The sequence below is a fragment of the Thermoactinomyces sp. CICC 10522 genome (assembly GCF_016055075.1).
In the GTDB taxonomy this organism is placed as follows: Bacteria; Bacillota; Bacilli; order Thermoactinomycetales; family Thermoactinomycetaceae; genus Thermoactinomyces_A; species Thermoactinomyces_A daqus.
In genome coordinates, this window is record NZ_JAECVY010000002.1 from 63368 (window position 1) to 76976 (window position 13609).

The following is a 13609-nucleotide window of genomic DNA, read 5'->3' on the forward strand; positions in this document are numbered from 1 at the left end:
AAAACAACCCCGGTTGCTCTCCGGGGTTGCCTCATTCTGTATTACAATGTTTTGCTCCAATCCTGTGTCGTGCTTCCTTCGAGGAAACGTTCGCAATCAAGGGCAGCCATACATCCGCTTCCCGCTGCTGTAATTGCTTGACGGTAAACACGATCCTGTACATCCCCGCAAGCGAATACCCCTTCGACACTTGTTCGGGTGGAACCCGGCTGTACCTTGATATAGCCCAATTCATCCATTTCCAATTGTCCGCTTAAAAAGTCGGTGTTCGGCTTATGGCCGATGGCAACAAAAATACCGTCCGTTTCCAGAATCTCTTCCTCGTTGGTTTCATTATTCTTCACTTTAAGGCCGGTTACGCCGTTTTCCCCTCGGATCACTTCAACCGGTGTGCGATTCAGGCACCATTTGATTTTTTCGTTTTCACGTGCACGTTCCTGCATGATTTTCGATGCGCGCAACTCATTGCGACGATGGACAATCGTCACCTCGGTGGCAAACCTCGTCAGGAATGTTGCTTCTTCCATCGCCGAATCCCCGCCGCCTACCACGACGATTTTCTTTCCGCGGAAGAAGAATCCGTCGCATGTGGCACAAGTGCTCACACCCATGCCGATATTCTCTTTTTCTCCCGGGATCCCCAGCAATTTCGCCGAAGCACCTGTGGAAATGATGAGGGCTTCCGTTTCCAGAACCTCGGATTCCCCGATATAAAGCTTAAACGGGCGACCGGACAAATCAACTTTTTGTACCCATCCGCGCTTGAATTTGGCCCCGAAACGCTCCGCCTGTTTGCGCATGTTGTCCATCAGTTCCGGTCCCATGATGCCATCCGGGAATCCCGGAAAGTTTTCAACTTCTGTTGTGGTCGTCAACTGTCCGCCAGGCTCCGGACCTTCCACCACCAAAGGTTCCATATTGGCCCGTGCCAGATAAATCGCCGCGGTCAGACCAGCAGGTCCCGTTCCCAATACAATCACTTTCTCCATGTTGACACCTCCATTAAGTTAAGACGATACCGGTCTATGTAAATAAAAAATAACCAGTTCTGTCTTTATATTTTATATACCCAGAATAGAAAACAGACAAGTGGATAAAACTTGAGGGTAATGACGAATTTTATCATTCCCCTTCAAATATGAAATCAAACTTTTTTCCATCCCCTCTCTTCCGCCTTTCTTTTCATCTCCGGGTTTGACTGAAAATACATCGGTGTTTTCTGATCTTATTCGCACCCGCCATTCTGTTCATCCATCAACTCCGCCTGTGGCTTCCCGATCTGAAAACTTCTCGTTTGTGTTGCAAACTAGTTTTTCTTATTGATAAAATCAGGCATTTTCATTATCTTTTTCCCTCTCTTGTGCTATGATGTCATTTGAACTTAACGGAAAGTGAGTGTAACAAAAGATGGGAACACAAAAAAGCCAACGTTTGGATAAAATATTGGCTCATATGGGCATCGGAACACGCAAAGAGATCAAAAAACTGGTCAGGGCCGGACGGGTCCGCCTCAACGGAATCACTGCAAACGACCCGGGCATCCATGTCTATCCTGACCAGGATGAACTGACTGTGGACGGGATCCCGATTCTCTATCGGGAACATATCTATTTAATGATGAATAAGCCGCAGGGAGTCATTTCCGCCACCGAAGACCGCTTCAATGAGGTGATCAGCGATCTGCTCGAGCCCGAACATCGCGTTTTCGATCCTTTCCCGGTCGGCAGGCTGGATAAGGACACAGAAGGGTTAATCCTTTTGACCAATGACGGAAAACTTTCGCACCAGCTTCTGTCTCCGAAGAAACACGTTCCCAAAGTCTACTATGCTTTGGTTGAGGGAGCAGTTACCGAGGCGGATCGCGAAGCATTTGCAAGCGGAATTACGCTTGACGATGGATATGAAACCTTGCCCGGCCAACTCCGCATTCTCAATTCCGGTCCGGTCTCCGAAGTGGAAGTAACCATTTATGAAGGGAAATATCATCAGGTTAAGCGCATGTTTGAAGCTGTAGGCAAACGGGTCAAGTTCCTCAAACGGATTGCAATGGGCCCCTTAAGCCTCGATCCGGATCTGGAACCGGGCGAATACAGGGAATTATCGGATGAAGAAATCGAAATGCTGAAAAAAGCAACTTCATCCCGTTAAATCAGGTGCATTGCGCAATCCATTATTCGATTAATGGCATGTATGCAGTTAAATAAACCGGGAGAGCGGCTTCGTCCCGGCCGCTTGTCCCCTGTTCAAAAGGGGATTTTCGACATCATTTTCATTAATAAGAACATTCTTGAACTTGAAAACGCTATCACCTCTTCAGTAATATAGAGTTGGTTCTTTATTATTGATTTAATGAAAATGCGTCTAGGCGAATAATTGCAAGGGGGCCAAATATGAAGTCAACAAATCAAAAAGAACACCTGTCGAGGGGATTAAGCGATCGGCATATTCAATTGATCGCCATCGGAGGAGCGATCGGAGTAGGTTTGTTTTTGGGTTCGGCTCAAGCAATTCAAGCCGCGGGACCTGCCTTGATCCTCTCCTATGTATTGGGAGGAATCATCATTTTTCTCATAATGCGCGCATTGGGAGAGCTTGCTTTGGATCAGCCTGTCACAGGTTCATTCAGCACTTATGCAACGCAATATATCGGGCCTTGGGCCGGTTTTATCACCGGCTGGACCTATTGGTTCATGTGGGTGGTTACCGGTATGGCGGAAATCACGGCCGTGGGTGTTTATGTGCGCTACTGGTTCCCGTCTGTTCCCCAATGGCTGCCGGCTCTGATCGCGCTGATCGCCGTTTACCTCGTCAATCTCATAGCGGTCAAGCTGTTCGGTGAAATCGAGTTCTGGTTTGCCCTTATCAAAATCGTGACGATCATCGCACTGATCGTCATCGGCCTCGTGATCATCACAACCGGCTGGGGCAACCAGGGGCAAGCGGTCGGATTTTCAAATCTCTGGACCCACGGCGGATTTATGCCGCATGGATTCAGTGGAGTCATGTTTGCCCTCCAGATGGTGATGTTTGCCTTTCTGGGTGTGGAGCTGGTCGGAGTGACGGCCGGTGAAGCCAGCGATCCGGAGAAAACCTTGCCTTCGGCCATCAATAAGATCTTATGGAGAATTCTGATTTTCTATATCGGAGCATTGGTCATCATCATGTCCCTGTATCCGTGGGATCAGCTTGACGGAAAGACAAGCCCGTTCGTCCTCACCTTCGCGAAAATCGGAATTCCCGCAGCTGCCGGGATCATCAACTTTGTCGTGCTGACGGCGGCTTTGTCGTCATGCAACAGCGGCATGTTCAGCACCGGGCGCATGCTCTATACGCTGGCCCATCAAAACCAGGCTCCCGGCACCTTTAAGGAAGTGAGCAAGCGAAAAGTTCCCGCCCGCGGGATTACCGCCTCATTTATCGTTCTGTTGATCGGCGTTTTGCTTAACTATTTCATTCCCAAGCAGGCCTTCACCTACATCACGAGTGTGGCAACGATCGGGGCCCTGTGGGTTTGGGGAGTAATCGTTTATGCGCATCTCAAATACCGGAAAAGCAAACAAACAAAGAACGATTCCTTCAAAATGCCGGGTTATCCCGTCACCAACTGGATTGCCATCCTGTTCCTCGTGATGGTGGCCGTCCTGCTGGCATTTAGTCCGGATACGCGGATTGCTTTGTATGTCGCACCGGTCTGGTTCGGCATTCTGGCCATCAGTTACCAGTTTGTCCGAAAACGGAATAACCGGCTTCAAAATCAATAAATGCATAAGATGATGCGGCTGAAACAAACGGGGTTCTTTCTTTGCTGGCGGCAACGGAAGATCCCGTTTTTTCTTTACCTTGCGTTTTCCGACTATCTTCACATGGATTCATCGAAAGTTAAAATATTCTTCCGCCCAACATTTCGTAATATTATTCTTAATATTATTTATATTATTCATACTTTCCATTATAATTAAAGAGAGTACGTCAGCGTACCAAATGATGGAGGGGTGATTATGCAAGCCATGTTACCGCTCTTCTCTCTTTTGCAAGAGGATTTTCCATTGTCCAATCAGCAATACCGTCTTTTGTCCGCCTCTTTGGCAGCGTTTTCAAAGAGCGGTTACCCGTCCACCTCCGTCAGCATGATCGTGGCAAACGCCCGCACTTCGAAGTCGACCTTTTACAAACATTACAAAAACAAAGAATCCATTTTAATCCATCTGTTCGACTTGCTGTCAACTGCACTCATCCGAAAAGTGGAAGATGTTCTCCGCTCAGTTCCTCCCACTTCCAAACGCACCTTTCAAGCCATCAAAACCTATATCGATACCTGTTTTACTCACCGGGATGCGGCAAAATTGTTAATGGTGGATACTGTGGGATTGGTTCCTTCACTTGAAAAAAAGAGGCAAGCGGTAATTGATCAATTCGCTTCCATCTTCCAAAGGGAGTTATCTTCCCTCACTTGCCATCGGCTGACAAAAGAACAATGGATTCTCTCCCATGCCATGGTGGGAGCGATCAACCAAATCGTGATCCGCTCCCTTTTGGAAGAAGAACTTCCATCCCCGGTCGAACTCGCCGGCGTCCTGGAAAAAATGATGAGCAAACTTCTGCGCGAAAAATCCGAGTTTGACAGTTGAACGTAAAAAAGGCGGTGATCTTGTGAGTCTAAAGCGCAAAGCGGTGACGGCACTCGTCCCGATCTTGTTGGTTGCTGTACCGGGAATTTACATCTTCACCCATCCGGAAAGTTTCACCCCCGGGCAGTTGAAAAAGTTTGACCTGAACGGAATGTTGAAGGAGATCAATGAAAAGACAAAAACACTGGGGCTGCTCAACAAGGATATTTACAACGGACTGCTTCAGCTGGACGCACAATCGGGCAAAACCCAAACAGTCAGTCAGGAGTTGATTGAAGTGAACCAAGGCGTCCGAAAGCAGGGAACCACGCTGGAGGAGATCCGCCGGGTTACCGGCCAACAAGTGACTTTAAGCCAAAACCTGAACCGTTTGAGCAAACAGTTGTCCACACAGATGGAGCTGATCTCCAATTCAGGACAAAAGCAAGTGGATCAAGCGGCAGACTTGAAATCGGTCACCACCTCCACCCGATCCAAATTGGCGGAAGTCCTCAAACAGAACGACCTGTTGGAACAAAAATTAAAACAGGCTGCCGATAAAGCCGAGAAGGTCAACCGTTCTATGCCGTAAAGGAGGGTGAACTTTGAAGTTTCTCAAAATTTTGGCTATTTTGGTGTTAAGCGGTCTTTTAATCAATTCCATCACGATGACCCAGCAAATGAAAAAAATCGAAGCAAGTCTGGAAGACAATCTGGAATCAATTCAAAAACTGAATCAGGTTCAGGCCAGCATCATCCGAAAAAATGAAGAACTGGGACAAATGAGCAACACCCTGAACAAGCTGGATCAAAATCTGGATCAAGTGATCGGCAAGACCGGAGAAACCCTTGCCCTTTTAACCGAAGTCGTCCGGTACAACAGCGGCAGTTTAGCCCTTAATGAACAGATGGAAAAGTCATCAAAAAACGCCGGGACTCAAATTTCCGCCGTCGATTCGTCAATGTCGGCGTTAGCCCCATATCTGTCCGATCTCGATCAACTTTTGAAACAATTGGCGGCCACCGCCAAAAAAGATGAGCAGCATTTGAACGATATCTATCATTCAACAAGAGAACTGAACCAAAAAACGCCGGGGGTGAAATTGCCGTGACCAAAATCGCCTCCAGTTTCTCTGCCATCATTTGCATGCTTCTCATTGTTCTGGTCGGGAATACCTGGCTGCAACTGGCCATTCAGGACAGAATCGCCGCAAAATCGAACCAACTGAAGGAAAAACTGGAACAATCAGCGGCCAAATCAAAGACCATGAATCAACAGCTTGCTCAAATCCGGACGATCAACAAGAAAACAGCGGCGTTAAATCTTAAAATCTCTCAAGTGGAATCCAATACCAACGGGCTGAAGGCGCAACTTGCCCGGTTAGATTACGTGGTTGCCTCGATTGCCAGCCATGTGGCCTCCATCGACCGCAACACGGCAGCGACGACAAAATCGCTGGAAAGCATCCTCAATTCGGTCAATCTTAGTACAAAGGCGCTTCAATCCATGCAAAACAGCAATCGTCAAGTCATCTCTTCCCTTTCAATGATGGAGGATATTCAACGTGAGATTAACGATCAGCTACACGAGATCAATGAAAAAACCAAACTGATTCCGCGGCTGGGAGGGAAACACCAGTGCAAGGCTTTTGGAAAAACCTCTTGCTGAAATGGCGGCTCTTGCTGGTTGCATTCGGATTGCTCATCTTTATCCTGTTCATTCCCACCTTGGCCTCCTGGAGCGACCGAATCGTTCTGCCGGCTTTATCCAATATGAATATTTTTTCCATCACCAGCCAATTGGTTACTTTGACTGACGATATGATCAGCGAAACAGACAAGTTGAAGGGACAGGTGGAGAAAGCAGGCCAATCACTGTCCGCTCTGGATGATCAAAAGCGCTTGCTGGACGCGCAAATCGCAACCAGCGGATCCATTCAAACAGAATTGGGCAAACAATTGGACGGGAACATCTCCGCCCGTGAGAAAATGGAACAAATTTTGTCCCGTCAGGCCGATACCTATCAAATAACGAGCAATGTCGCTTCCACGGCTTCCGCCATCTCAGGCCAAATGAATTCCACCATCTCCCATCTTCAGGATGTAGCGAACACCACCGGTCAGATCGGTGAAAACAGCAATCAGGTAAATGGCCTGTTGGACCAGCTTCTGGCCGAACTCAGCCAATCGGAGAAAAACTTTCGCTTCCTGGGCCATATCACCAGCTTGCTTGACAGCTTGCAACGGCTCATCGGAATTCATCTTCCATTTCCAAGGGGCACGCAACAGGAACCTCCCACCGGCGGGGAGCCATCACCCGTGAAGAAAATCGTCAATGGTGTCACCGGGCTGCCGAAACAAATCATTTCCGGCACGGAGCGATCGAAACAGGGGCAAACTGAAGAAAAAGACAAGAAAGGTCTCTTGGACTTTTTGTTGCCATAAGGGGGGAAATCACAAGTGAAAATCACCTGGCTCATCGTCAATTTGACCTTGTTTGCCCTCTTCGGATACGGCACTTGGCAGCAGATTGACAATCAGAAGGAAACAAACCGGTTGATGGAAGAGGTGTCCCAAAACATCACCGTCTCTCACCGGCTGACACAGCAAACAAATGAACAGCTAAAACCGTTGGAAGAAAGCGCCTCCACCATCGGTGAGATGAATCATAAACTGGAAACCACCCATCATTTGCTGATCCGGATGAATCAAAGCGTTGCCAGTATCAACAACAGCGAGCAGAAAATCATCTCCGGGCTGGACCAGTTAAACAAAGATACCTCCGAAGTTCTTGAACGGCTCCGGTCAATTTCCTCGGCCAATCAGGAATTGGACCCGCTCACCCAGTCGATGGCCAGCCAGACTGACCAGGAAAACAGAACCATCAACGCCATTGGCAAATTAACAACCACCTCGATCGCTGAATTGCACGAGCTGAATGAAAAGCTGCTGCTACTGAGTCTGCTGCCCTGACATCATGTCGGCACGATCTGGGGGTGAAACTCAGCAAAATGGTGAGGGTCGTGCGGGAGCACCGGGCAACCATCCGAAACGCAAAGAGCGAAGGATGCCCATCGCCCCGTCCTACGGCACTTTCACAGAAAAAGTCATTAGCAGAGGGGTATTTTCATGTTTTTTAGCGTACTCTATCTCCTGGTTCTCCTCTCTATTCTCATTTTTACCGTGCTGGCCATTCGCGCCGTCCTGCTTGATCGGCCCATCCTGCCCTGGCTGTTGGGGCTGGCCGCAGCCACCGGAATTTATCTCCTTGCCGTCGGAGCAAGCATCTTATTTTAAGAATGGAACAACAAAGCAAAACCAACCACCCCGCATCAGGAAGGTGGTTGGTTTTGCACAGATGAAAGAAACAGGATCCATTATCCCCGGTCATATTTCGTCAATCCCATAATCCGGATCTGTTCGTAAATGGCTTCCTCAGTAAATCCTTTTTCCCGCAATTCCTTGATTTTATTTTCCTTACGGCGCAAAATATCTTCCTTTTCCTTTTTATCAAATTCTTCAATCAGGCGTTTTTGCTCTGCTTCGGTCGGCGCAACAAACTCATAAAGCTCGTCCGGCTTTACCCCCAAGAGCAAGGCCATATGAAAAATCGTCTCCGGCCTTGGGATCGCCCCTCCACGAGCCCATAAAGAGACTTGTTGCTTGCGCACTCCCAGCGCCCTCGCCAATGAAGTCTGACTCGGTTTCTTCCCCGCGATCTTCCATCCTTCTTCACGCCTTCTCATCAAAATGCTGTCGATGCGAGGGATTAATTTCATGTATCATCCTCCTACGGATTCGTTAAAGCCAAAATGATGGAATACTCCCTCTATTTTGTATTGTATTCGTTTAATTCTAAAAAAATCAATCTTTTATATGTAGAATACCAGCGCAAAGAAAGCAATTCATTTTAAATAAAATTGACAAAAAATATTGAATTAGCATTCTATTATGTTGTAAAATATAATTGTTCCAGAGTACCAATTGGTACTCATACTGATCTGAATGGAATGATGAACTTGTTATTTTTGCAGGAAATGCCGCTTGAAGCACGGGACAAAATCTTGTTTGCCGCTCTTGAACTGTTCACTTCACAAGGGTACAAAAACACGACGATTCTTGAAGTGGTCGAACTGGCCCGCGTTTCAAAAACGACGTTTTACCAGCATTTTAACAGTAAAGAAGAACTGCTCGTCCACCTCTTTAAACAACTGGCCGAAGAAATCATCGCAGAAATTGCAGACGCGGTAGAGCGGGAAGAAAAAATCACTTATAAAGCGTACGCCGGAATCCGCCGTTATCTCGAAATCTGCATCAGCCAATCCCGGGCCGCCAAATTGCTGCTGGTGGAATCCGTGGGAATCAGCCGGACGGTGGAAAAGGTGCGGCGCGAAGCTCACCAGATCTTTGCCGGGCAGATTTTTCAAACGGTGCAAGGCGTGGTCACGGAATCTCTCTCCAAAGAGGAAATCCGCATCATATCCCAAGCGATGGTCGGAGCGATTAACGAAGTGGTTGTGCAAAACCTGTTTTCCTCCGAAAAGAGCGTGGAAATCGATGCGCTCGCCCGCTTGCTCAATCGGATCGTAGTCGGCTCTTTTGTCAATCTGTCCCTGTTGAAGGCTTAACGCAGAGTACCGATACGTATTAGTATTAAGGAGGGATCGATATGCCGGAAAACCCCCCCTCGACATCAGGATTATGCTTCAGGCTTTCCGACGAACAGGAAGCATTGCGCAAATGGGCCCACGGGTTTGCTGAAAAAGAGATTCGTCCCGTAGCCGCAGAATACGACGAAAAAGAGGAATTTCCGATGGAAGTCCTTAAAAAAGCAGCAAAAGTGGGCCTGACCAGTTATGCCGCCCCGGAGGAATACGGCGGAGGCGGTCTTACCAGCGTCATGGCCGCCTGCCTGATCGGCGAAGAGCTGTTCTGGGGTTGCGCCGGTATCGCCACTTCCCTTTCCGCCGTCGGCCTGGCCGGGTTGCCGATCTACTATATGGGAAATGAAGAGCAAAAACGGAAATGGATCTCCTACCTGTGTGATCCGGATCACCCCCGCCTCGGAGCAATGGCATTGACAGAACCAAACGCCGGATCGGATGTGAAAGCGATTCAGACAAAAGCGGTCCGCGACGGAGATCATTGGGTGATCAATGGGCGCAAATGTTTTATCACCAACGGCGGGATTGCCGATCTCTATGTCGTGTTCGCGAAAACCGACCCCGCGGCAGGATTTCAAGGCGTATCTGCATTTATCGTTCCGGGAGACACACCGGGCCTTTCGGGAGGCAAAAAAGAACGCAAAATGGGCATCCGGGCCTCCCATACGGGCGATGTCATTCTGGAAGATGTGCGCGTCCCGCTTGACCACTTGCTCGGCGAGGAAAACATGGCATATTTTGGCGCTCTTAAGATGCTGGAGTACTCCCGCCCGGCTGTTGCCGCAGCTGCGGTCGGCGTTGCCCGCGCCGCCTACGAGTATGCGCTTGATTACGCGAAACAACGTGTGCAATTCGGTCGTCCCATCATCAAAAACCAGGCCATTTCATTCATGCTGGCTGATATGAAAACCAAAATCGACGCAGCGCGCCTGTTAACTTGGAGAGCAGCGGAATTGGCCGATCTGGGAGAGTCATGTGTGGTGGAAGGAAGCATGGCCAAAGCATTTGCGGCAGAGGTTGCAATGGAAGTGACCACCAATGCTGTCCAGATCCTCGGCGGATACGGCTACATGCGGGATCATCCCGTCGAAAAATGGATGCGGGACGCCAAAATTTTATCGATCTACGAAGGGACGACGCAAATCCAAAAAAGAACGATTGCAGCCGGTTTGTAAACGGAAAGCGCTGCATTTTCCAAAAATGAAAGGAGAATCCATATGACAAAAGCGATTTCTGTGGATGAAATTTTCCAATTGGTCGAAAAGGCTTTAAAAGACAATCCCAAGCCCGTGCAGGATCTGAACGTGGTTTACCAGTTTGATCTGTCAGGGGATGATGGCGGAACCTACCAGCTTCATCTGAACAACGGTACAGCCAAAGTCGAAAAAGGAGCTTCAGCCAAGGCTGATTGCATTTTGCAGATGAGCGTCGACAATTTCAAAGAACTGCTGTTGGGAAATCTCAGCGGAACAGCCGCTTTCATGACCGGCAAATTGAAAGTGAAGGGAAATATCGGACTGGCGCTGAAATTGGAAAACATTTTGCGCCAGTATGATCCGAGCCAATACCTGTCATAATCCGTCCGGGCCCAACAGTAATTCTTCCGGGGTGATCGCGATGAAACCAAATAATTTGGTGGAAATGCTGTGTCAATCCGTTGAGCGTTACCCGGATAAAGCTGCTTTCTTATGGAAAAAAACCGATTGTTATGAACCAATCACCTACCGCCAGTTTTGGGAGGAAATCCGACTGGTTGCCTCCGGTCTGGCACATCTGGGGATCGGCCGCGATGATAAAGTGGCCATCCTCTCTGAAAACAATCCGAAGTGGGCGGTTTTCGATTTCGCCATTTGCAGTCTGGGAGCGGTTACCGTTCCCATCTACCCCACCCTTCCCGCCGGACAGGTGGGTTGGATTTTGCGCCAAAGCGACTGTAAAGCAATCGCCGTGCAAAATGGAAAACAGCTTGCCAAAGTAACGGAAGCCGGCGCAGACATCCTCGCGATAATCATGCAACCCGATGAAACAGATGAAAAATCGGGGATGAGCCTGACCCTGAAAAAACTGACCAATCTCGGCCGGGAACACCCTCTCCCTGATTGGGAACAGACATGGCGGCAGCTGAAGCGCAGCGATCTCGCCACCATTATCCACACATCGGGAACGACCGGTGAACCGAAAGGCGTCATGCTGACCCACGGAAACTTTTTGTCCAATATCGAAGGCGTTCAATTCTGGTGTTTGGAAGCCCGCGCCGATGACCGCCTGCTTTCCTATCTTCCGCTCTCCCATGTGTTTGAGCGGATGGCCGGACACTTCATGCCATTATCCGTCGGAGCCACGATCGCTTATGCCGAGAGCATCGAGAAAATTCCGGAAAATTTATTGGAAATCAAACCGACAGTCATGACCAGTGTCCCTCTGCTGTTTGAAAAAGTGTATGCCCGCATTCAAAGCCAAATCCTTGCAGGTACCTCCTTAAGGAGAAAGATTGCAAACTGGGCCGTCAACGTTGGCTTAAAACGCTATGACTACTATTCACAGATGCCGCTGGATCAACTGCTCCTTCATCAATGGCCACTCAAACTCCGCTGGCAATGGAACATCGCCGAACGGCTGGTATTTCGGAAAATCAAAGCTGCGTTTGGCGGCCGGCTTCGCGGTCTGATTTCCGGCGGAGCCCCTCTTAATCCCGAAATCGCACGCTTCTTCTGGGCTGTGAATATCCCAGTTCTGGAAGGGTACGGATTGACAGAAACTTCTCCGGTCATTTCCGCCAACCCGATGGCGCGGGTCAAAATTGGCACCGTGGGCAAACCGCTCCCCAATCTCGAAGTCAAAATCGCTGCGGACGGTGAAATTCTAGTCCGCGGACCCAATGTGATGCAAGGGTATTATCAGAATGAAGGAGCCACCGCAGCCCAATTAAGCGGGGAGTGGCTGCACACAGGCGATCTGGGTGAACTTGATGAAGAGGGCTATCTGCGTGTCATCGATCGAAAAAAACGCCTTCTCATTTTAACCACCGGAAAAAATGTGGCTCCGCAACCTGTTGAAAACGCCATCAACCAAAGCCGGTATATCGAACAATCTGTTCTGGTCGGCCACCGGCGCAAATATGTAACCGCTCTTATCGTCCCGGATTTCCAAGTATTATCGGAATGGGCCGGGCAAAATCGCTTACCGGCGGGTCCTGCATCCCGTCTGATCCGGCAACCCCCCGTCAAAAACCTGATCCGGAGCGAGATCAAGCAAGCCATTTCCCCCTTCCCTCCTCATGAACAGCCGAAAAAAGCAATCATTCTTTCCCGGGAATGGACCATTGAAGCGGAAGAACTCACCCCCACCTTGAAAGTGCGGGCCAAACGGGTTGAAGAAAAGTATGAAGCGCTGCTCGATCAGCTTTACGGGGATACCGGGGTAAGCGAATGGAACCTGGACAAGGATGAAGCAGCTGTTGCCATCGAAATTCAAAAAAAGGGGGAGGAAAAAAGATGAATTTACCCCTGGCCGGAAAAGTGGCCCTTGTCACAGGGGCTTCCCGCGGCTTGGGCCGGATGGATGCCTTGATGCTGGCCAAAGCCGGTGCCGATGTGATCGTGACCGACATTCTGTTGGAGGAAGACGGCAATCTGGAAGAGACAACGGAGAAAATGGGACCATTGGCGCAGATCATGGCACAATCGAAGCAGATCTACACCCGGTCGACAGCTAAGGAAATTTGTGCGATGGGACGCCGGTCCGCCGCGTTTCGCATGGATGTGACCGACCGGGAAGAAGTCAAATCCGTCATGGCCAAAGTCATCGAACAGTTCGGGCGAATCGATATTTTGGTAAACAATGCGGCAACGGTCGATCATACAGCGCGTCTCGAACATCAAAACGATGCATTTTGGGAGCGGGATCTGCAGATCAATTTGACCGGCACCTATAACTGCTGCAAGGCTGTGTGGCCTTACATGCAGGAACAAAAAGGGGGCCGGATCATCAACATGGCTTCGATCACCGGCATCATGGGGGGCTTTGGGCAATCGAGCTATGCCACGACCAAGGCGGGCATTTTGGGGCTTACGCGGACCCTTGCCCTGGAGGGAGCACGCTATGAGATCACCGTTAACGCGATTGTTCCGGGCATCATCAATACTGAATCGTTTCAAATGACCAAGCCCGACCTCCGTGAACGCATGATTGGGCGAACAGCACTGAAAAGACCCGGTAAGCCGGAAGATATCGCTCACGCTGTCGTATTCTTGGCCTCCGATTATGCGAGCTACATCACGGGGATCGGCCTTCCCGTCACGGGCGGCCTCGATTTATTCACTTTCTGAAAGGGAGGGA

Annotated in this window: 16 protein-coding genes; 14 read left to right on the forward strand and 2 right to left on the reverse strand. The window is 49.3% G+C overall.

The window, feature by feature from the left end; translation table 11 throughout:
- Positions 1-41: 41 nt before the first annotated feature.
- Positions 42-989 (reverse strand): thioredoxin-disulfide reductase, encoded by a 948-nt coding sequence (trxB, locus tag I8U18_RS03725; protein WP_198054904.1) that lies wholly within the window; start codon positions 987-989, stop codon positions 42-44.
- 418 nt (positions 990-1407) lie between these two features.
- Here trxB and I8U18_RS03730 point away from each other — a divergent pair, with 418 nt between their 5' ends.
- The 9 genes from I8U18_RS03730 (at position 1408) to I8U18_RS03770 (ending at position 7904) form a co-directional block, all read left to right on the forward strand.
- Positions 1408-2148 (forward strand): pseudouridine synthase, encoded by a 741-nt coding sequence (locus I8U18_RS03730; protein ID WP_198064498.1) that lies wholly within the window; start codon positions 1408-1410, stop codon positions 2146-2148.
- Positions 2149-2390: 242 nt separating this feature from the next.
- Positions 2391-3761 carry an amino acid permease gene (locus tag I8U18_RS03735; RefSeq protein WP_198054906.1) on the forward strand — a complete coding sequence of 457 codons (1371 nt, stop codon included), beginning with the start codon at positions 2391-2393 and terminating at the stop codon, positions 3759-3761.
- Between the two features lie 237 nt (positions 3762-3998).
- Positions 3999-4628: a TetR/AcrR family transcriptional regulator gene (locus tag I8U18_RS03740; protein ID WP_033101546.1), complete on the forward strand. Its 630-nt coding sequence runs from the start codon at positions 3999-4001 to the stop codon at positions 4626-4628.
- Positions 4629-4650: 22 nt separating this feature from the next.
- Positions 4651-5199: a hypothetical protein gene (locus I8U18_RS03745; RefSeq protein ID WP_198059336.1), complete on the forward strand. Its 549-nt coding sequence runs from the start codon at positions 4651-4653 to the stop codon at positions 5197-5199.
- 13 nt (positions 5200-5212) lie between these two features.
- Positions 5213-5719 (forward strand): hypothetical protein, encoded by a 507-nt coding sequence (locus tag I8U18_RS03750; protein WP_033101544.1) that lies wholly within the window; start codon positions 5213-5215, stop codon positions 5717-5719.
- Positions 5716-6276, forward strand: coding sequence for a hypothetical protein (locus I8U18_RS03755; RefSeq protein ID WP_198054908.1), 561 nt, complete (start codon positions 5716-5718; stop codon positions 6274-6276). Before I8U18_RS03750 ends, I8U18_RS03755 begins: the two co-directional genes overlap by 4 nt.
- Positions 6246-7052 carry a hypothetical protein gene (locus tag I8U18_RS03760; protein ID WP_198054909.1) on the forward strand — a complete coding sequence of 269 codons (807 nt, stop codon included), beginning with the start codon at positions 6246-6248 and terminating at the stop codon, positions 7050-7052. Before I8U18_RS03755 ends, I8U18_RS03760 begins: the two co-directional genes overlap by 31 nt.
- Before the next feature lie 15 nt (positions 7053-7067).
- Positions 7068-7580, forward strand: coding sequence for a hypothetical protein (locus I8U18_RS03765; protein ID WP_198054910.1), 513 nt, complete (start codon positions 7068-7070; stop codon positions 7578-7580).
- 156 nt (positions 7581-7736) lie between these two features.
- Entirely contained in the window at positions 7737-7904 is a 168-nt protein-coding gene (locus I8U18_RS03770) for a hypothetical protein (protein WP_160173873.1), read from the forward strand.
- An 80-nt stretch (positions 7905-7984) separates the two neighbouring features.
- Here the strand turns inward: I8U18_RS03770 and I8U18_RS03775 are convergent, their stop codons facing one another.
- Complete coding sequence (locus tag I8U18_RS03775) at positions 7985-8386, reverse strand: helix-turn-helix transcriptional regulator (RefSeq protein ID WP_198054911.1); 402 nt, start codon at positions 8384-8386, stop codon at positions 7985-7987.
- 234 nt (positions 8387-8620) lie between these two features.
- Between I8U18_RS03775 and I8U18_RS03780 the strand changes: the two genes are divergently transcribed.
- The 5 genes from I8U18_RS03780 to I8U18_RS03800 are packed head-to-tail and all read left to right on the forward strand — an operon-like array spanning position 8621 to position 13599.
- Complete coding sequence (locus I8U18_RS03780) at positions 8621-9235, forward strand: TetR/AcrR family transcriptional regulator (protein WP_160173872.1); 615 nt, start codon at positions 8621-8623, stop codon at positions 9233-9235.
- Between the two features lie 41 nt (positions 9236-9276).
- On the forward strand, positions 9277-10446 hold the full coding sequence (locus I8U18_RS03785; protein ID WP_198054912.1) for an acyl-CoA dehydrogenase family protein: 1170 nt from the start codon (positions 9277-9279) through the stop codon (positions 10444-10446).
- Positions 10447-10488: 42 nt separating this feature from the next.
- Entirely contained in the window at positions 10489-10848 is a 360-nt protein-coding gene (locus I8U18_RS03790; RefSeq protein WP_033101537.1) for an SCP2 sterol-binding domain-containing protein, read from the forward strand.
- Between the two features lie 40 nt (positions 10849-10888).
- The gene (locus tag I8U18_RS03795) at positions 10889-12769 is read left to right on the forward strand and encodes an AMP-dependent synthetase/ligase (RefSeq protein WP_198054913.1); all 1881 of its coding nucleotides are present in this window, start codon (positions 10889-10891) and stop codon (positions 12767-12769) included.
- Positions 12766-13599, forward strand: a complete 834-nt coding sequence (locus tag I8U18_RS03800) for an SDR family NAD(P)-dependent oxidoreductase (RefSeq protein ID WP_198064499.1) — start codon at positions 12766-12768, stop codon at positions 13597-13599. The genes I8U18_RS03795 and I8U18_RS03800 overlap by 4 nt, the downstream gene beginning before the upstream one ends.
- Positions 13600-13609 lie beyond the last annotated feature (10 nt).

Excerpts from the sequence above, each read along its gene's own strand:
- I8U18_RS03730 (WP_198064498.1), top strand. The coding sequence starts at position 1,408 with ATGGGAACACAAAAAAGCCAACGTTTGGATAAAATATTGGCTCATATG.
- I8U18_RS03785 (WP_198054912.1), top strand. The coding sequence starts at position 9,277 with ATGCCGGAAAACCCCCCCTCGACATCAGGATTATGCTTCAGGCTTTCC.
- I8U18_RS03780 (WP_160173872.1), top strand. The coding sequence starts at position 8,621 with ATGAACTTGTTATTTTTGCAGGAAATGCCGCTTGAAGCACGGGACAAA.
- I8U18_RS03800 (WP_198064499.1), top strand. The coding sequence starts at position 12,766 with ATGAATTTACCCCTGGCCGGAAAAGTGGCCCTTGTCACAGGGGCTTCC.
- I8U18_RS03775 (WP_198054911.1), bottom strand. The coding sequence starts at position 8,386 with ATGAAATTAATCCCTCGCATCGACAGCATTTTGATGAGAAGGCGTGAA.
- I8U18_RS03735 (WP_198054906.1), top strand. The coding sequence starts at position 2,391 with ATGAAGTCAACAAATCAAAAAGAACACCTGTCGAGGGGATTAAGCGAT.
- I8U18_RS03795 (WP_198054913.1), top strand. The coding sequence starts at position 10,889 with ATGAAACCAAATAATTTGGTGGAAATGCTGTGTCAATCCGTTGAGCGT.
- trxB (WP_198054904.1), bottom strand. The coding sequence starts at position 989 with ATGGAGAAAGTGATTGTATTGGGAACGGGACCTGCTGGTCTGACCGCG.
- I8U18_RS03790 (WP_033101537.1), top strand. The coding sequence starts at position 10,489 with ATGACAAAAGCGATTTCTGTGGATGAAATTTTCCAATTGGTCGAAAAG.
- I8U18_RS03770 (WP_160173873.1), top strand. The coding sequence starts at position 7,737 with ATGTTTTTTAGCGTACTCTATCTCCTGGTTCTCCTCTCTATTCTCATT.
- I8U18_RS03740 (WP_033101546.1), top strand. The coding sequence starts at position 3,999 with ATGCAAGCCATGTTACCGCTCTTCTCTCTTTTGCAAGAGGATTTTCCA.